Source organism: Micromonospora sp. RL09-050-HVF-A (genome assembly GCF_019374995.1).
In the GTDB taxonomy this organism is placed as follows: Bacteria; Actinomycetota; Actinomycetes; order Mycobacteriales; family Micromonosporaceae; genus Micromonospora; species Micromonospora antibiotica.
Genome location: NZ_JAGKQP010000002.1, coordinates 882,020 through 898,312 on the forward strand (window position 1 = coordinate 882,020; position 16,293 = coordinate 898,312).

A 16,293-nucleotide genomic window follows, 5' to 3' on the forward strand; every position below is an offset into this window, starting at 1 on the left:
CGGTGACCTTTCCCCGGATCACCATCGACCCCGAGGTGATGGGTGGCGCACCCTGCGTGCGGCAGTCCCGGATCCCGGTGGCGACCCTGCTGGCGATGATGGCGGAGGGGATGTCGGTGACGGACATCCTCACCGATCTGCCCTTCCTCGACGAGGACGATCTGGCCGAGGTGTTGAACTTCGCCGCGGACGCGGTGCGCGACCGGGCGGCCCGCTGAGCGTCATCTCCGGCGGGACGTCGTCGCCAGGGGAGCGCTCCACCGGGTAGGTTGCACGCGTGGAGGAGATCGACCGTGCCATCGTCGCCGCGCTGACCGCCGACGGCCGTCTGTCGTACACGGATCTGGCGGAGCGGGTCGGCCTGTCGGTCTCGGCCGTGCACCAGCGGGTCCGCCGGCTGGAACAGCGCGGCGTGATCAACGGGTACACCGCCCGGGTGTCGTTCGAGGCGCTGGACCTGCCGATGACGGCGTTCGTGGCGATCCGGCCGTTCGACCCGTCCCAACCGGACGACGCGCCGGAGCGGCTGGCCCACCTGCCCGAGATCGACTCCTGCTACTCGGTGGCGGGGGAGGACTTCTACCTGCTGCTGGTGCGGGTGGCCGGGCCGGCCGACCTGGAACGGGTGCTCCAGGAGATCCGCACCGCGGCGAACGTCACCACCCGCACGACGGTGGTGCTGTCGACGCCGTACGAGGGGCGACCGCCGAAGATCACCGTCGGCGAGTTGCGGCCCCGGGCCCGGGGTGGCGCGGAGGCGTCGGCCTGACACCCCCCGGTGGGTGCGCCGTCGGTCGGTGGCGTGACGCGGGGCCCGCTCAGCGGCCGTTCCAGCGCAGGAGCACCGGTCGGCCGTGTTCGTGGCCGAGCACGCTGACGGTGGCGGTGTCCAGGCGGAGTTTGCCGCCGCCGGATGGGGGCAGCCCGATCCACCGGGCGCCGACCACCCGCAGCTGGTGGGCGTGCCCGACCAGGCCCACGTTGCCCCGCTCCAGCAGGGGAGTGAGCCGGGCGAGCAGCCGGTCGACCCGGGCGCCGATCTCGTCGGGGGCCTCCCCGTCGGGGCAGCCGTCGGTCCAGATGTCCCAGTCCGGCCGGTCGGTGTGGATGTCGGCGGTGGTGCGGCCCTCGTACCGGCCGTAGTTCCACTCCACGAGGTCGTCGTCGGTGTGGTCGACGGTGAGGCCGGCGAGCTGCGCGGTGCGCAGCGCCCGCCGCCGGGGGCTGGCGAGCACGGTGGCGAGGCGCTGGCCGGTCAGCACCCCGGCCAGCGCGCGGGCCTGCCGCTCGCCGTCGGGGGTCAGCTCCAGGTCGGTGTACGAGGTGTGCCGCCGGCTGGCGCTCCACGTCGTCTCGCCGTGCCGGATCAGGATGATCTCGCTCATCCCCCCAGTCAACCAGCATTCGCCGGGCCCGGCCCGGCTCCGCCCGCAGTTCCCGGCGCGGAGACACCGGTCCGTTTGCCGGTTTCCGCCACCGCCACCGCCACCGGGGCCGCCACCGGGACCGGGACCGGGACCGTGCCGTCGTTCTGCGGGGTTCCCACCTGCGGCGGGAGTGGATCGTCACCCCGCCGGTCGGGTGAGTCTGGCGGCGACGGCGTCGAGGACCCAGTCCAGGCCGGTGGCGAAGGAGACCTCGGCGGCCACCTCGGTGCCGTCGTGCACGGCCCTGCTCAGCGCCGGGAAACGGCCGGTGGCCAACATCTTCGTCACGTGCGGGCCGCAGGCACGCTGCCACTCGCGCTTGGACAGGCCGGTGGCGCGTTCGGCCCGCAGGTCGGCGACCTCGCGCCTGATCGCGCCGGTGAAGTAGGCGCTGACCGTCTCCACGGCGCGCATGACGGTGTCGACGTCGGCGAGGCCGTCGAGGGCGGCCAGCGTGGCTTCGGTGACGGCGAGGCCGTTCGGGCCCAGGGCCGGGCGGCCGCCGAGCAGGTCCGCCAGCCATTCGTGCCGCAGCGCGGCCTGTCTGGTGCGGTGGGCGAGGCCGCGCAACGCCTCCCGCCAGTCACCGGGTCGCTCCCCGGGGAGGATCTCGGCGTACACCTCGTCCACCATGAGGTCGAACAGTTGGTCCTTGGTGGAGATGTGGCCGTACAGCCGCATCGGGCCGGCGTTCAGTCGGGCGGCGACCTTACGCACCGACACCGCCGCCAGCCCGCCCTCGTCGGCCAGCGCGATGGCGGCGGCGATGATCTGCCCCCGGTCGAGCGGTACGGGGGGGTTCGGCGGGGCGGGCCGGTCCCAGACACTCATGATCACTCCCTGTCGTTGCGCTGAATTGTAGGGGAGCTATACGGTGTATCGCCATGAGACATCGTATTGCTGTGGTCGGGGGTGGCCCGGCGGGTCTGACCTTCGCCCGGGTCCTGCACCGCCACGGCCACCCCGTCGCCGTCCTCGAACGTGATCCCTCGCCCGACTCCCGCCCTCCGGGCGGCACGCTGGACCTGCACGAGGGGCTGGGGCAGCGGGCCCTGGACAAGGCGGGGTTGCTGGCGGAGTTCGAGGCGCTGTCCCGTCCCGAAGGACAGGCCATGCGCATCCTGGACGCCGCGGGGACCGTGCTGCGGGACTGGAAACCCGCCCCGGACGAGCGGGCCAATCCGGAGATCGACCGCGGGCAACTCCGCGATCTGCTGCTCGGCTCTCTGGACGTGCGGTGGGGGCGGGAGGTGACGCGGGTGGTGCCGGGGGCGGGGGAGGGCGTCCTGGTGCATTTCGCGGACGGGCCGCCGGAGGCGTTCGATCTCGTGGTGGGCGCCGACGGCGCCTGGTCCCGGGTCCGTCCGGCGGTCTCGTCGGTGACGCCGCAGTACACCGGCGTCACCTCGGTCGAGACCTCCCTCGACGACGTCGACACCCGCCACCCTGACCTCGCCCGGCTCATCGGTGAGGGTTCGGTGTCCGTGTACGGCGTGAACCGGTCTCTCGTCGCCCAACGCAACAGCGGCGGTCACGTCAAGGTGTACGCCAGGCTCCGCGCGCCGCTGGACTGGCACGCGCACCTGGACCTGGCCGATGTCGAGGCCACCCGGTCGGGTCTGCTGGCGCTGTTCGACGGCTGGGCCGCTCCCGTGCGCGACCTGCTCGGCCACGGCACCGCCTTCGCCCACCGACCCGTGTACGTCCTGCCCGCGTCCCACACCTGGGACCATGTCCGGGGGGTGACGCTACTGGGCGACGCCGCCCACCTGATGCCACCGTTGGGGGCGGGCGCGAACCTCGCGATGCTGGACGGTGCCGAGCTCGCGGAGGCCATCGCCGCCGACCCGGAGAATCTGGACGAGGCGGTCCGCGCCTTCGAGGAACGGATGTGGGCCCGGGCCGCCACCTGGTCGAGGATCACGACGGCCGGTCTGGAACGCCTGGTGAGCCCGGACCCCGCCGAAGCCCTCGCCCTCTTCGACCAGGTCCAGCCCTCCTGACCACCGGCAGCAGACCACCGCTTGCCGCCTATTGTCCTAGGATGGCCTACCGGTGGTGTGCCCCGGCACACCACGAACATCAGCGCCCACGGCGCAAATCCGTTTCGAGCCGGACAGAGCGGGGACGCCACGGGTGCGGGGCATCGGCCCCGTGACCGCCGGAGCGACAGGAGGCGACATGAGCTTCACCGACAAGGCGAAGAACAAGGCCCAGGAGCTGACCGGCGCCGCGAAGGAACGGATCGGCGACGTCACCGACAACGAGCGGATGCGCGCCGAGGGTGCCACCGAGCAGAGCGAGGCGCGCGCCCGGCAGGCCGGTGAGCACGTCAAGGACGCCGGTCGCGACGCCCGGGACGCCATGCGCTGAGCGGATCACCATCCGGACAGCCCCCTGAGCATGCTCAGGGGGCTGTCCGGGTTAGCGTGCGGGCATGGTGGTCGCCCGGTCGTTGGTGTTGTTCGTCCTGGCCGCGCTCGCCGAGATCGGTGGGGCGTGGCTGATCTGGCAGGGCTGGCGGGAGCACCGGGGGCTGTGGTGGATCGCCGCCGGGGTGCTCGCGTTGGGCGTGTACGGCTTCGTGGCGACCTTCCAGCCGGATGCGAACTTCGGCCGGATCCTGGCCGCGTACGGCGGGGTGTTCGTGGCGGGATCGCTGGCGTGGGGGGTGCTGGTGGACGGTTTCCGGCCGGACCGGTGGGACCTGACGGGCGCGGCGATCTGCCTGCTCGGCGTCGCTGTGATCATGTACGCCCCGCGCGGGGTGTGACGCGCGCCGCCCCCGGGACCGGTCGGGTCGTCGGGGGCGGCGGGGTGGGTGTGTCGTGGGGTCAGTCGTCGCGGTGTGCGGCCCACCACTGCTGGCCGGCCTCGGGGAGGGTGTCGATCGGGTCGTAGTAGGCGTAGCGCTTGTTGAGCGCCTCCAGGTCGGCCGACTCGATGGAGGTGCGGTAGTTCTTCGTCCAGTAGGAGATGCCGCGTTCCCGGTCGTACTCGGTGAGCATGTGCACCCAGCGCTTGCCGACGAAGGGCACGTCGCAGACGATCCGGGGGGTGGCGTAGCCGGGCAGGTAGCCCATGATGTCGTGTTGGAGCTGCTGGGCGTGCCAGACCGGGACCCGCCAGTGTTCGGCGTTGGGGATCATGTCGCACATGTAGAAGTAGTACGGCAGGATGCCGGCCTCGCCCTGCAGGGCGAAGCACAGGTCGAGCAGGTCGGGGGTGGTGGCGTTGACGCCGCGCATGAGTACGCCCTGGTTGCGCACGTCGCGGACGCCGACGTCGAGGGCGGTCTGGGTGGCCTTCGCGACCAGCGGGGTGATCGACTGGGCGTGGTTGACGTGGGTGTGGATGGCCAGGTTGACGCCGCGGCGGGCGGCGGTGCGGGCGACCCGTTCCAGGCCCTCGACGACGTCGTTCTGGAGCCAGTGCTGGGGCAGGCCCATGAGGGCCTTGGTGGCGAGCCGGATGTCGCGGACGGTTTCGAGTTCGAGCAGCCGCATGAGGTACGACTCAAGGTTGCGCCACGGGACGTTGGCCACGTCGCCGCCGGAGACGACCACGTCGCGGACGCCGGGGTGGGCCTTGAGGTAGCTGATGTGGGCGTCGTAGCGGTCGACGGGCTTGAGGGTGAGCTTGAGTTTGTCGACGGCGGGGGTGGAGTTGCCGACCAGGTCCATCCGGGTGCAGTGTCCGCAGTACTGGGGGCAGGTGGAGAGCAGTTCGGCGAGGACCTTGGTGGGGTAGCGGTGGGTGAGACCCTCGGCGACCCACATGTCGTGTTCGTGCAGTGAGTCACGGCTGGCGTAGGGGTGTGACGGCCAGTCGGTGCGCCGGTCGGCGGCGACGGGGATCATGTAGCGGCGGATCGGGTCGGCGCGGAACGCCTCGGTGGTCATCGGGGCGAACGGCACCATCGTGTTGATCATCTGGGGTGGCACCAGCATCGACATGGTGGCCAGGGCCTGCTGGTCGGCGGCGAGGTCGGTGTAGAAGGTCTCGTCGACGGTGTCGCCGAGGACGGCGCGCAGCTGCTTGATGTTCTTGACGCAGTTGACGCGTTGCCACTGGGCGTTCTCCCACTGCTCGCGGGTGACGTGACGCCAGCCGGGGAAGCGGGTCCAGTCGGGCTCGACCAGGGGGCTGCGGCGGTATTCGTAGGGCTGGCCGGCGGTCGGTGCGGCGACCGGGGCGGGGCGGGGCCCAGGGATGGTCGCCATCGGTTGGGTCTGGGTCACGGCCCCTCCTCGTGGTGTGCGTGGCCGGGGTGGCCGGCGGGTGCGAGCCGGGGTGGCCGGCGGTTGATGATCGGTAGATCCGAAGGCTACTGGAAAATATCCGGCGAAGAAATTAGTCTGCCGTAAGTTTTCCCGCGATGCGAGTCCTGGTCGGGGCTTCGGGCGGTTGAGGGGGGAGGTTGGTGTGACGTCACCGGTGGGCCTGCACCGTGTCGTGGAGCCGGCGGGGGTGCTGCCGCAGGCGGCCTGGCGGCTGGACGCCGACCCCCGGATCGCCCCGAACGAGGTGCGCATCCGGGTCGAGCGGTTGAATCTCGACGCGGCGAGTTTCCGGCAGTTGGCGCAGAAGCACGACGGGGACGGGGAGAAGGTCCGCGCCGAGGTGCTGGAGATCGTGTCGACGCGGGGCAAGATGCAGAATCCGGTGACCGGTTCGGGGGGGATGCTGATCGGCACCGTGGAGGAGGTCGGTCGTCGGTCGCCGTTGGGGTTGGCGGTGGGTGACCGGGTGGCGACGCTGGTGTCGTTGACGTTGACGCCGTTGACGATCCTCGACGGGTTGGCCCGCTGGGACGGGCGCAGCGAGCAGGTGCCGTGTGACGGGTACGCGATCCTGTTCGCCCGGTCGATCGCGGCGGTGCTGCCGGGGGACCTGCATCCGGAGTTGGCGTTGGCGGTGCTGGACGTGTGTGGGGCGCCGGCGTTGACGGCCCGGGTGGTCGCTGAGCAGGTGGCGCGGCGGGAACGCGCCGGTGACGGGTCGGCGGTGACGGTGGCGGTGATCGGTGGGGGCGGTAAGAGCGGGTCGTTGTCGTTGGCGGCGGCGCGGCGGGCGGGTGCGGGTCGTACCGTGGGGGTGGTGCCGGTGGCGGCGGAGCGGGATGCGCTGGTGGCGGCTGGTCTGGCGTCGGTGGTGGCGTTGGCTGATGCCCGGGATCCGGTGGGGTTGTCGTCGGCGGTGACGACGGCGTTGGGTGGGCCGGCGGACGTGACGGTGGTGTGCGTGGACGTGCCGGGGTGTGAGCACGGTGCGGTGTTGGCCACGGCGGACGGCGGCACGGTGATCTTCTTCTCGATGGCGACGAGTTTCGCGGCGGCGGCGTTGGGTGCGGAGGGGTTGGCGGCGGACGTGACGATGCTGGTGGGTAACGGGTTCGTGCCGGGGCACGCGGATCTGGCGTTGGGGTTGTTGCGGTCGGAGCCGGGGGTACGTGGTCTCTTCGAGTCCCGGTTGGCGGCAGACTGAGTGCCATGACGAACCCCTCGACGTTGTATCGCGGTGGAGTGCTGCACTGTCCGGCGGAGCCGAGCGCGACGGCGCTGTTGGTGCGGGACGGGCGGATCGCCTGGTTGGGTGGTGCGGCGGATGCGCCGGCCGCCGATCGGGTGGTGGAGCTGGACGGGGCGTTGGTGACGCCGGCGTTCGTGGACGCGCACGTGCACGCGACGGATACCGGGCTGGTGTTGTCGGGTCTGGAGCTGTCGTCGGTGCGGTCGGCGGGGGAGTTGCTGGCGGCGGTGTCGGCGTTCGCGGCGGGTCTGCCGGGTGACGCGGTGGTGTTGGGACACGGTTGGGACGAGTCGGCGTGGGGGGATCCGCGGCTGCCGGATGCGGTGGAGCTGGATCGGGCGGCGGGTGGCCGGCGGGTGTACCTGTCGCAGGCGTCGATCCATTCGGCGTTGGTGTCGCAGGCGTTGCTGGCGGCGTGTCCGCAGGCGGCGGTGGTGCCGGGTTTCGATGCGTCGGGGTGGTTGCGGCGCGACGCGCATCATGTGGTGCGGGCGGCGGCGCTGGGTTCGGTGGGTCGGGCGCAGCGGGTGGCGGCGCAGCGGGTGGCGTTGGCGCATGCGGCGTCGTTGGGGATCGCGGCGGTGCACGAGTGTGGTGGTCCGCAGATTTCCGACGAGGAGGACTTCACCGGGTTGTTGGCGTTGTCGGGGGCGGGGTTGCCGGAGGTGTACGGGTACTGGGGTGAGTTGTCGGGGGCGGCGCGGGCGCGGGAGTTGGGTGCGGTGGGTGCGGGTGGTGATCTGTTCGCGGACGGGGCGTTGGGGTCGCGGACGGCGCACGTGTCGCGGGATTACCTCGACGGTGAGGGTTGCGGTCACGGTTATCTGAGTGCCGGTCAGGTTCGTGATCATTTGGTGGATTGTGCGGCGCACGGGATGCAGGGCGGGTTCCATGCGATCGGTGATGCGGCGATCGCGACGGTGTTGGAGGGGTTCGCGGGGGCGGCGGCGGTGTTGGGCACGGACCGGGTGCGGGCGGCGCGGCACCGGGTGGAGCATGCGGAGATCATGAGCAAGCGGTTGATCGCGGGGTTCGTGGAGTACGGGGTGGTGGCGAGTATGCAGCCGGCGTTCGACCGGTTGTGGGGTGGTGCGGGTCGGATGTACGAGTCGCGGTTGGGTCTGGCCCGGTCGTTGGAGTCGAATCCGATGGGGGCGATGCACGCGGTGGGGGTGGCGTTGGCGTTCGGGTCGGATTCGCCGGTGACGCCGTTGGATCCGTGGGGTTCGGTGCGGGCGGCGGCGGCGCATCACAGTGCGTCGCAGCGGATGAGTGTGCGGGCGGCGTTCGCGGCGCACACCCGGGGCGGGTGGCGGGCGGTGCATCTGGACAACGAGGGGGTGATCGCGTTGGGTGCGCCGGCGACGTTCGCGGTGTGGTCGAGTCCGGCGGGGGTGGAGCGGGGGTTGCCGGTGGTGCAGGCCGAGGATCCTGAGTTGCGGGGTCCGGCGGATCCGACGCCGTTGCCGGTGTGTCGGCGCACGGTGTTGCGTGGTGAGGTCATCTATGAGGAAGGCGTTTCGTGAGCGAGCGATCCATCGGTACGGCGCGGCAGGGCGGGTCGGGCAAGCTTGGTCTTGATCCGGTGTTGGTGGGTCGGGCGCGGGAGTTGGCGCGTCGGGCCGGGCAGCCGGTGGTGGATCTGGCGCGGAGTCACACGACGGTGTCGGTGGAGCGGGCGGTGTTGCGGCTGGCGGGGGTGTCGGGGGCGGATCCGGACGGTATTCCGTGGGTGAACCGGTTGGTCGATGCGGTGGTGGCGGATGTGGGGCTGGGGCACGGGGTGGCGTTGCCGGTGTTCGACGCGTTGGCGCGGGAGGGTGTCGACGATGTGACGGTGTTGGCGCAGGAGGCGGCGGCGGGGTCGGTGCGGTTCGTGGTGCCGTCGGGGAGGGCGGCGACGGCGGCGCGGCGGGTGTCGCGGCGGGCGGTGGCGGCGGGGGTGCGGCGGGTTGATCGGCGGCGGGTGGAGCGGGAGCGTCTGGTCAGGCGGTACGGGGATCCGGTGCGGCGGCCGTGGATCTATCTGATCGTGGCGACCGGGGACATCTATGAGGACATTCCGCAGGCGCAGGCGGCGGCGCGGGCGGGTGCGGATGTGATCGCGGTGATCCGGTCGACGGGGCAGTCGTTGTTGGACTATGTGCCGGAGGGGGCGACCCGGGAGGGTTTCGCGGGGACGTATGCGACGCAGGAGAACTTCCGGTTGATGCGGGCGGCGTTGGATGAGACGTCGAAGGAGTTGGGTCGGTATGTGCGGTTGACGAATTATGCGTCTGGTTTGTGTATGCCGGAGATGGCGACGTTGGCGGGTCTGGAACGGCTGGACATGATGCTCAACGATTCGATGTACGGGATTTTGTTCCGGGACATCAATCCGATCCGGACGTTCGTGGACCAGCGGTTTTCGCGGCAGGTGCACGCGCGGGCGGGGATCATCATCAACACCGGTGAGGACAACTATCTGACCACGGCGGATGCGGTGGACGAGGCGCACACGGTGACGGTGTCGCAGTTGCTCAACGAGTTCTTCGCGCATGAGGCGGGGTTGGCGGACTGGCAGTTGGGGTTGGGGCACGCGTTCGAGATCAATCCGGATGTGCCGGAGTCGTTCCGGTTGGAGTTGGCGCATGCGTTGTTGGCGCGGGAGTTGTTTCCGGATGCGCCGTTGAAGTGGATGCCGCCGACGAAGCACATGACGGGTGACGTGTTCCGGGGGAACCTGTTGGACGGGTTCTTCAATCTGGTGGGCACGATGACGGGGCAGGGGATCCTGTTGGTGGGGATGATGACGGAGGCGGTGGTGACGCCGTGGTTGTCGGATCGGGACATCGCGTTGCAGAACGTGCGGTACGTGTTGGGTGCGGCGGGTGGGTTGCACGAGGATTTCGTGCCGGCGCCGGGTGGGTTCATCCAGCAGCGGGCGAACCGGGTGTTGGGTGAGGCGGTGCAGTTGTTGGAGCGGATCGGGGACCAGTCGTTGTTGACGGCGATCGCCGAGGGCACGTTCGGCATCATGAAGCGCCCGGCGGACCGGGGTAAGGGGTTGGCGGGGGTGGCGCGGCACGAGGCCGGCTACTACAACCCGGCGACGGAGATCCTGGAGCAGCCGGCATGAGTGAGCGCACCGAACGCAGTGCGGGCCGCGAAGGCATGCCCGGCGGGAACGGCATGAGTGAGCGCACCGAACGCAGTGCGGGCCGCGAGAGCACGCCCGGCGGGAACGGCACGGGTGTCGTGGGGGCTGGCGCGGTCGCCGGGAAGCGGGTCGTGCGGCCGTACGGGGACACCACCGGTGACGGGATGGTGCAGGTGTCGTTCACGTTGCCGGTGCCGCACGACAAGCGGGCCGAGGGTGCGGCGGTGCAGTTGGCGAACCGGATGGGTATCGATCCGGCGATGCTGGTGCACGCGAAGCCGATGAGTGACGGGTTCACATTCTTCGTGGTGTACGGGCGGGTGAACCACCTGGTGGATCTGGATCAGGTGCAGGTGGTGGAGCGGGACTTTCCGTTGCTGGGCGCCAAGGAGGTCAACGCGGTGGTGAAGCAGCGGTTGCGTCGGAAGTTGTCGGTGGTGGGGGCGTGTATCGGCACGGATGCGCACACGGTGGGTATCGACGCGATCCTGAATGTGAAGGGTATCGCCGGGGAGAAGGGGCTGGAGTATTACCGGGAGTTGAAGGTGACCAATCTGGGTGCGCAGGTGAGTGTGCCGGAGTTGGTGGAGGCGGCGCGGCGGGAGCGGGCGGATGCGGTGTTGGTGTCGCAGGTGGTGACGCAGCGGGATGCGCATCTGCACAACACGCGGGAGATGTCGGCGGCGTTCCGGGAGGCGTTGCCGGCGGGTAAGCGGCCGTTGCTGATCGTGGGTGGGCCGCGGTTCGACGAGACGATGACCGCGGAGTTGGGGGTGGACCGGATCTTCGGTCGGGGCACCACGCCGGGTGAGGTGGCGTCGTATCTGGTGCACGCGTTGGTGACGAGCAGGAAGGCGGGGGCATGAGCGATTCGCGGGTCGGGTTGACGGTGACGCATCGGCGGTATGTGCCGTATTCGCACGCCCATTACGCGGGGAACCTGGTGGACGGGGCGTACACGTTGGGGTTGTTCGGGGACGTGGCGACGGAGGTGTGTATCCGTACCGATGGTGACGAGGGGTTGTTCGCGTCGTACGCGGATGTGCAGTTCCTGGCGGCGGTGCGGGCGGGTGACGTGCTGGAGGTGACGGCGACGGTGGTGCGGGTGGGTACCCGCAGCCGGACGGTCGATTTCGTGGCGCGGGTGGTGTGTCGGGGTCGGCCGGAGCGGGGTGGGTCGGCGGCGGAGGTGTTGGCGGAGCCGGTCGTGGCGGTGACGGCTACGGGCACCGTGGTCGTTCCCGGGGCGGCGTGAGTCTGGCGGTCTGCGCCGACGTCGGGTCGACCTGGACGAAGGCGGCGGTGGTGGACCTGGCCGTGGGGCGGTTGGTGGGGGCGGCGTCGGCGCCGACGACGGTCGGTACGGACGTGCTGCACGGGTTGGACGCGGCGGTGGGTGCGGCGGTCGACGGGGCCGGCGCGGGGCGTGCGGGTGCTCTGCCGTGGTACGTGTGTTCGTCGGCGGGTGGTGGGTTGCGGTTGGCGGTGGTGGGTTACGAGCCGTTGGTGACGGCGCAGGCGGGTCGGCGGGTGGGGTTGTCGGCGGGGGCGAACGTGGTGCACGTGGCGGCGGGCCGGTTGGCGGCGGCGGAGCTGGCGGCGGTGCGGGCGGCCCGGCCGGATGTGGTGTTGCTGGTCGGTGGCACCGACGGTGGGGACGTCGACACGGTGACGCACAACGCGACGCGGTTGGCGCGGGCCCGGTGGCGGGTGCCGGTGGTGTTGGCCGGCAACGTGGACGTGCGGGAGGGGTTGCGGGAGGTGTTGGCGGCGGCGGGGGTGCCGGTGACGGTGGCGGACAACGTGTTGCCCCGGATCGGGGTGTTGGCGCCGGCGTCGGCGCGGGCGGCGATCCGGGAGGTGTTCCTGCGGCACGTCATCGGGGGTAAGCGGTTGTCGCGGGGGTCCCGGTTCGCCCGGTTGGTGCGGGCGGCGACCCCGGATGCGGTGTTGACCGGGGTGGAGGTCCTCGCCGACGTGGTGGGGGGTGATCTGGCGGTGGTGGACGTGGGTGGGGCGACGACCGACGTGTATTCGGTGTTGACGCCGGACGAGCGGGCGGGTGGGCCGGGTCGGGAGGTGGCTGGGGCGTTGTGGCGGGCCCGCACCGTGGAGGGTGACCTGGGGATGCGGTGGAGCGCGCCGGGGGTGGTCCGGGCGGCGGTGCAGGAACGGTTGCTCGATGCGGTCGGGCAGGAGGAGTTGGCGGCGGCGGCGGCGGTGCGGGCGGCTGATCCGGGGTTCCTGCCGGTTGATGCGGCGGGTCGGGCGGTGGACGGGCGGATCGCGGTGTTGGCGGCGACGGTGGCGTTGCGGCGGCATGCCCGGGGTGCGGCGACGGGGGAGCGGGCGGGTCGGGATCTGCGGGATGTGCGGCTGCTGGTGGGTTCCGGTGGTGTGCTGCGTCACGCGTCGGCCGGTGCCGGGGTGGGGGTGTTGGCGCAGGTGCTCGTGGATCGTGCGGGTGGGTGGCCGTTGCCGCGGGCGGCGCGGCCGGTGGTGGATGTGGATTATGTGCTGGCCGCCGGGGGGTTGTTGGCGGGGGAGCATCCGGTGGCGGCGGCGGCTTTGTTGCGTCGGCATCTCGGTGGGGATTGAGACCCGCCGACGCGACACGCCGGGTTGGTGGACGTGACTGGCCGGTGGTGGGTTGACAGCGGCGGGGGTGTAGGCCGTACCGTCTTTGAGTCCTACTACGGGAAGCGGCTGTTGTTCGCTTCGTCCCTTCGTCCGCTGGCCGAGCGACATTGTTGGTGCGTATTTGTCGCGGCGGCCAGGTCCAGCGGGCGGGGGTCGGCGGGGCGGCGCGAACCGGCCGCGGTTACCGGTGTACGGGCAGGGTGAGTGGTACGGCCAGTAGACAACGGCCGGGCGGGGGCAGCCAGTCCACCGTCGGGTCGGTCCGAAGGTCGGCGTCGCTCATTTTGTCCCACCGGCCGGGAAGGGCCTGGGAGCATCGGGGCGCGGCTGAGGCCGCGCCCCGATTTCGTGTCCGCCCGCTGCGGGGGTCGGTGTCACCGGTGTTCCCCGGGTCGGGCCGACCGGCGTCGCGTTGTCCGGGGCGGGGCGGGTCGGCGTCGGGTGGGCTCGGGCCTGCGGCTCGGTGGTTCGGGGGTGCCGGGGTGGGGCGGGTAGCCTTCGGCCCGTGATCGTGGTGAGGTGCCGGTGACGACGCTCGACCGGGATGAGACGCGTACCCCGGTGGTGGTACGACCGACCAGGGGGCCGGTGCCGTTGCGGGTGGCGGTGCCGGTGGCGGTGGCGGCCGGGTTGGCGCTGCTGGTGGCGTTCCCGCCGTACGGGTGGTGGCCGTTGGCGCCGGTGGGGGTGGCCGGGTTGGCGGTGGCGGTGCACCGGCGGCGGTTGCGGGCCGGCGCGGGGTTGGGGTTCCTGACGGGGGTGGCGTTGTTCGCCCCGTTGTTGGCGTGGACGAATCTGCACACCGGGCTGCTGCCGTGGGTGTTGTTGTCGTTGTTGCAGGCCGGCTATGTGGCGTTGCTGGGGGCGGCGTCGGCGTGGGTGTCGCCGGTGGTGGACCGGTGGCGGTGGGCGTGGCCGGTGGTGACCGGGGTGTTGTGGGTGGGGCAGGAGGCGCTGCGCGACCGGACGCCGTTCGGGGGGTTCCCGTGGGGGCGGTTGGCGTTCAGCCAGGACGCGTCGCCGCTGCTGGGGTGGGCGTGGCTCGGTGGGGCCCCACTGGTCACCGGGGTCGTGGCGGTGGCCGGCGGGTTGCTGGTGGTGGGGTCGTGGCGGCGGTGGCCGGGCCCGGACGGGGTGTGGCGGCCGGTGGCCGGGGTCGCGGTCGGGTTGTTGCTGCTGGTGGGGGTGGGGTTGGCGGTGCCCACGGGTGCCGGCGGTGGCCGGTCGGTGCGGGTGGCGATCGTGCAGGGCAACGTGCCGCGGTTGGGGTTGGATTTCAACGCCCAGCGGCAGGCGGTGCTCAACAATCACGCCGATGCGACGGTGGAGTTGGCCGGGCGGGTCGCCGCCGGTGCGGTGCCGCGTCCGGACCTGGTGGTGTGGCCGGAGAACTCCTCGGACATCGACCCGTTGCGCAATGCCGCCGCCGGGGCGCGGATCTCCGCGGCTGCGGACGCGATCGGTGCGCCGATCCTGGTCGGTGCGGTGCTTGCCGGTCCGGGTGACGGTGAGGTGCGCAACGCCGGCATCCTGTGGCGGCCGGGCACCGGCCCGGACATGGCCCAGTTGTACACCAAGCGGCATCCGGTGCCGTTCGCCGAGTACGTGCCGATGCGGTCGTTGGCGCGGAAGGTGTCGTCGCAGGTCGACCGGGTGCGGGCGGATTTCGTGCCGGGGTCGACCCCGGGGGTGGTGGACGTGGGCCCGGTGGTCCTCGGTGACGTGATCTGTTTCGAGGTGGCCTACGACGGTCTGGTGCGCGACACCGTCGACGGTGGGGCGCAGTTGCTGGTGGTGCAGACGAACAACGCCACCTTCGACGTGGCGGAGGCCCGGCAGCAGTTGGCGATGGTGCGGTTGCGGGCGGTGGAGCACGGTCGGGCGGCGTTGATGGCCTCGACGGTCGGGGTGTCCGGGTTCGTCGCCCCGGACGGGCGGGTAAGCGACGCCACCGGGTTCAACACCCGGGCGGTGGTGGTGCGGCAGGTGACGCTCTCCGACGGGCGTACCCCGGCCACCCGGGCCGGGCGGTGGCCGGAGTCGACGCTGGCGGGTCTGGCGGTGGCGGCGTTGGTCGTCGCGGGGATGCTGCGCCGTCGGCGGGAGGTCACCGTCGCCGGGTGAGCCGGCAGGAACGGGGGACAGGCGTGGGTGAGGCAGTCGCGGGGCAGCCCGGGGTGGGTCGGGTGCTGGTGGTGATTCCCACCTACAACGAGGCCGACAACGTCGCCGACGTGGTGGCCCGGGTCCGCCGGGCGGCACCGGCGGTGGACGTGCTGGTCGCCGACGACAACAGTCCCGACGGTACGGGGGCGTTGGCGGAGGCGATGGCCGGCACCGACGCGCAGGTGCACGTGCTGCACCGGCCCGGTAAGGAGGGGTTGGGGGCGGCGTACCTGGCGGGGTTCGGGTGGGCGCGGCAGCGCGGCTACGACGCGGTGGTGGAGATGGACGCCGACGGTTCGCACGCCCCGGAGGATCTGCCGGCGTTGTTGACTGCGGCCCGCGACGCGGATGTGGTGATCGGGTCGCGGTGGGTGGGTGGGGCGCGGGTGGTGAACTGGCCGTGGCGGCGGTTGGTGCTGTCGCGGTGCGGGAACCTGTATGCGCGGATGGCGTTGGGGATGCCGGTGTCGGACGCCACCGGTGGTTTCCGGGTGTACCGGTTGTCGGCGTTGCGGGCGATGCGTCTGGAGTCGGTGTGTTCGCAGGGGTATTCGTTCCAGGTGGAGTTGTCGCGGTTGGCGCACCGGGCGGGGGTGCGGATCGTGGAGGTGCCGATCACGTTCGTCGAGCGGGAGCGGGGGGCCAGCAAGATGAGTCCGTTGATCGTGGCGGAGGCGTTGTGGCGGATCACCACCTGGGGGCTGCGGGACCGGCGGCCGGGTCGGCTGCGTCGCGGTCACGACCGGTGGCCGTGAGGTGGGGCGTGGCATGCTGGAGGAGCGGGCCTGTCGCCCCGGGCGCTGTCCGGTTGACGGTGGTGGGCGGGTGCCGCGCGACGCGGATGAGGTGAGATGCGCCGATACCTGAGGTTCGTGCCACCGGCCCTGCTGTTGGCGGTGGTGGCGGAGTTGGCGGTGTTCGTCGTGGTGGGCCGGGCCGTCGGGTTCGGCACGGCGGTGCTGCTGGTGTTCGCCGCGTCCCTGGTGGGTCTGGTGTTGCTGCGCCGGGAGGGGATGCGCGCCTGGCGGGGGTTCCGTACGTCGGTGGAGTCGCGGCAGCCGCCGGGCCGGCAGGTGACCGATGGTCTGGTCGGGTTGGCTGGTGCGTTGCTGCTGGCGGTGCCGGGTCTGTTCAGTGGTGTGGTGGGTTTGGTGTTGCTGGTGCCGCCGGTGCGCCGGTTGGTGCGCTCGGGGGTGCAGCGGGCCACTGAGCGGCGGGTGTCGTCGATGGTGGCCGGTGACCTGTTCGGCCCGCGTACGGTGCGGGTGCGTCGGGGTGAGCCGGCGACGTCGACGCCGCCGGTCGATGGTGACGTGGTGGCCCCGCCGCCGGTCGACGGGGGTCGGGCCATCGAGGGGGAGATCGTGGAGCCCCGCCGGCCCTGACCGG

17 protein-coding genes are annotated in these 16,293 nt (G+C 71.7%); 14 read left to right on the plus strand and 3 right to left on the minus strand.

Annotated elements, in window-relative coordinates; genetic code table 11:
* Positions 1 to 2: 2 nt before the first annotated feature.
* The gene (locus J7462_RS04115; protein WP_208565968.1) at positions 3 to 218 is read left to right on the plus strand and encodes a DUF433 domain-containing protein; all 216 of its coding nucleotides are present in this window, start codon (positions 3 to 5) and stop codon (positions 216 to 218) included.
* Positions 219 to 277: 59 nt separating this feature from the next.
* A complete protein-coding gene (locus tag J7462_RS04120) occupies positions 278 to 769 on the plus strand; it encodes an Lrp/AsnC family transcriptional regulator (protein ID WP_208565967.1) in 492 nt (163 codons plus the stop codon).
* Between the two features lie 49 nt (positions 770 to 818).
* Here J7462_RS04120 and J7462_RS04125 read toward each other — a convergent pair whose 3' ends face one another.
* Both J7462_RS04125 and J7462_RS04130 read right to left on the minus strand, forming a co-directional pair.
* Positions 819 to 1,385, minus strand: coding sequence for a histidine phosphatase family protein (locus J7462_RS04125; RefSeq protein ID WP_208565966.1), 567 nt, complete (start codon positions 1,383 to 1,385; stop codon positions 819 to 821).
* Positions 1,386 to 1,565: 180 nt separating this feature from the next.
* A complete protein-coding gene (locus tag J7462_RS04130; RefSeq protein ID WP_219461968.1) occupies positions 1,566 to 2,258 on the minus strand; it encodes a TetR/AcrR family transcriptional regulator in 693 nt (230 codons plus the stop codon).
* A 53-nt stretch (positions 2,259 to 2,311) separates the two neighbouring features.
* Between J7462_RS04130 and J7462_RS04135 the strand changes: the two genes are divergently transcribed.
* The 3 genes from J7462_RS04135 (at position 2,312) to J7462_RS04145 (ending at position 4,200) form a co-directional block, all read left to right on the plus strand.
* Complete coding sequence (locus J7462_RS04135) at positions 2,312 to 3,430, plus strand: NAD(P)/FAD-dependent oxidoreductase (protein WP_219461969.1); 1,119 nt, start codon at positions 2,312 to 2,314, stop codon at positions 3,428 to 3,430.
* Positions 3,431 to 3,608: 178 nt separating this feature from the next.
* Positions 3,609 to 3,800: a CsbD family protein gene (locus tag J7462_RS04140; RefSeq protein WP_219461971.1), complete on the plus strand. Its 192-nt coding sequence runs from the start codon at positions 3,609 to 3,611 to the stop codon at positions 3,798 to 3,800.
* Positions 3,801 to 3,864: 64 nt separating this feature from the next.
* Positions 3,865 to 4,200 (plus strand): YnfA family protein, encoded by a 336-nt coding sequence (locus J7462_RS04145; RefSeq protein WP_219461973.1) that lies wholly within the window; start codon positions 3,865 to 3,867, stop codon positions 4,198 to 4,200.
* 61 nt (positions 4,201 to 4,261) lie between these two features.
* Here the strand turns inward: J7462_RS04145 and J7462_RS04150 are convergent, their stop codons facing one another.
* A complete protein-coding gene (locus J7462_RS04150; protein WP_374197500.1) occupies positions 4,262 to 5,668 on the minus strand; it encodes a KamA family radical SAM protein in 1,407 nt (468 codons plus the stop codon).
* Between the two features lie 196 nt (positions 5,669 to 5,864).
* On the opposite strand from J7462_RS04150, the gene J7462_RS04155 reads away from it, so the two are divergent.
* From J7462_RS04155 to J7462_RS04200, 9 genes are all read left to right on the plus strand, one after another.
* Positions 5,865 to 6,914, plus strand: a complete 1,050-nt coding sequence (locus J7462_RS04155) for a zinc-binding alcohol dehydrogenase (RefSeq protein ID WP_219469976.1) — start codon at positions 5,865 to 5,867, stop codon at positions 6,912 to 6,914.
* 5 nt (positions 6,915 to 6,919) lie between these two features.
* Positions 6,920 to 8,485: an amidohydrolase gene (locus J7462_RS04160; protein WP_219461976.1), complete on the plus strand. Its 1,566-nt coding sequence runs from the start codon at positions 6,920 to 6,922 to the stop codon at positions 8,483 to 8,485.
* Positions 8,482 to 10,077, plus strand: a complete 1,596-nt coding sequence (locus tag J7462_RS04165; RefSeq protein WP_307799036.1) for a lysine 5,6-aminomutase subunit alpha — start codon at positions 8,482 to 8,484, stop codon at positions 10,075 to 10,077. The genes J7462_RS04160 and J7462_RS04165 overlap by 4 nt, the downstream gene beginning before the upstream one ends.
* A complete protein-coding gene (locus J7462_RS04175; protein ID WP_305072032.1) occupies positions 10,074 to 10,964 on the plus strand; it encodes an OAM dimerization domain-containing protein in 891 nt (296 codons plus the stop codon). The genes J7462_RS04165 and J7462_RS04175 overlap by 4 nt, the downstream gene beginning before the upstream one ends.
* Positions 10,961 to 11,353, plus strand: a complete 393-nt coding sequence (locus J7462_RS04180) for a hotdog domain-containing protein (RefSeq protein WP_208565960.1) — start codon at positions 10,961 to 10,963, stop codon at positions 11,351 to 11,353. The genes J7462_RS04175 and J7462_RS04180 overlap by 4 nt, the downstream gene beginning before the upstream one ends.
* On the plus strand, positions 11,350 to 12,696 hold the full coding sequence (locus tag J7462_RS04185; protein WP_219461977.1) for a glutamate mutase L: 1,347 nt from the start codon (positions 11,350 to 11,352) through the stop codon (positions 12,694 to 12,696). Before J7462_RS04180 ends, J7462_RS04185 begins: the two co-directional genes overlap by 4 nt.
* A 567-nt stretch (positions 12,697 to 13,263) precedes the next feature.
* Positions 13,264 to 14,862 (plus strand): apolipoprotein N-acyltransferase, encoded by a 1,599-nt coding sequence (gene lnt / locus J7462_RS04190; RefSeq protein WP_374197559.1) that lies wholly within the window; start codon positions 13,264 to 13,266, stop codon positions 14,860 to 14,862.
* Between the two features lie 23 nt (positions 14,863 to 14,885).
* Complete coding sequence (locus J7462_RS04195; RefSeq protein ID WP_219461981.1) at positions 14,886 to 15,659, plus strand: polyprenol monophosphomannose synthase; 774 nt, start codon at positions 14,886 to 14,888, stop codon at positions 15,657 to 15,659.
* A 96-nt stretch (positions 15,660 to 15,755) separates the two neighbouring features.
* Positions 15,756 to 16,289: an FxsA family protein gene (locus J7462_RS04200; RefSeq protein WP_219461984.1), complete on the plus strand. Its 534-nt coding sequence runs from the start codon at positions 15,756 to 15,758 to the stop codon at positions 16,287 to 16,289.
* Positions 16,290 to 16,293: the final 4 nt, after the last annotated feature.

What these genes read in the sequence shown, in the direction of transcription:
- J7462_RS04125 (WP_208565966.1), bottom strand. Translation starts at nt 1,385, where the DNA reads ATGAGCGAGATCATCCTGATCCGGCACGGCGAGACGACGTGGAGCGCC.
- J7462_RS04130 (WP_219461968.1), bottom strand. Translation starts at nt 2,258, where the DNA reads ATGAGTGTCTGGGACCGGCCCGCCCCGCCGAACCCCCCCGTACCGCTC.
- J7462_RS04135 (WP_219461969.1), top strand. Translation starts at nt 2,312, where the DNA reads ATGAGACATCGTATTGCTGTGGTCGGGGGTGGCCCGGCGGGTCTGACC.
- J7462_RS04140 (WP_219461971.1), top strand. Translation starts at nt 3,609, where the DNA reads ATGAGCTTCACCGACAAGGCGAAGAACAAGGCCCAGGAGCTGACCGGC.
- J7462_RS04145 (WP_219461973.1), top strand. Translation starts at nt 3,865, where the DNA reads ATGGTGGTCGCCCGGTCGTTGGTGTTGTTCGTCCTGGCCGCGCTCGCC.
- J7462_RS04160 (WP_219461976.1), top strand. Translation starts at nt 6,920, where the DNA reads ATGACGAACCCCTCGACGTTGTATCGCGGTGGAGTGCTGCACTGTCCG.
- J7462_RS04175 (WP_305072032.1), top strand. Translation starts at nt 10,074, where the DNA reads ATGAGTGAGCGCACCGAACGCAGTGCGGGCCGCGAAGGCATGCCCGGC.
- J7462_RS04180 (WP_208565960.1), top strand. Translation starts at nt 10,961, where the DNA reads ATGAGCGATTCGCGGGTCGGGTTGACGGTGACGCATCGGCGGTATGTG.
- J7462_RS04200 (WP_219461984.1), top strand. Translation starts at nt 15,756, where the DNA reads ATGCGCCGATACCTGAGGTTCGTGCCACCGGCCCTGCTGTTGGCGGTG.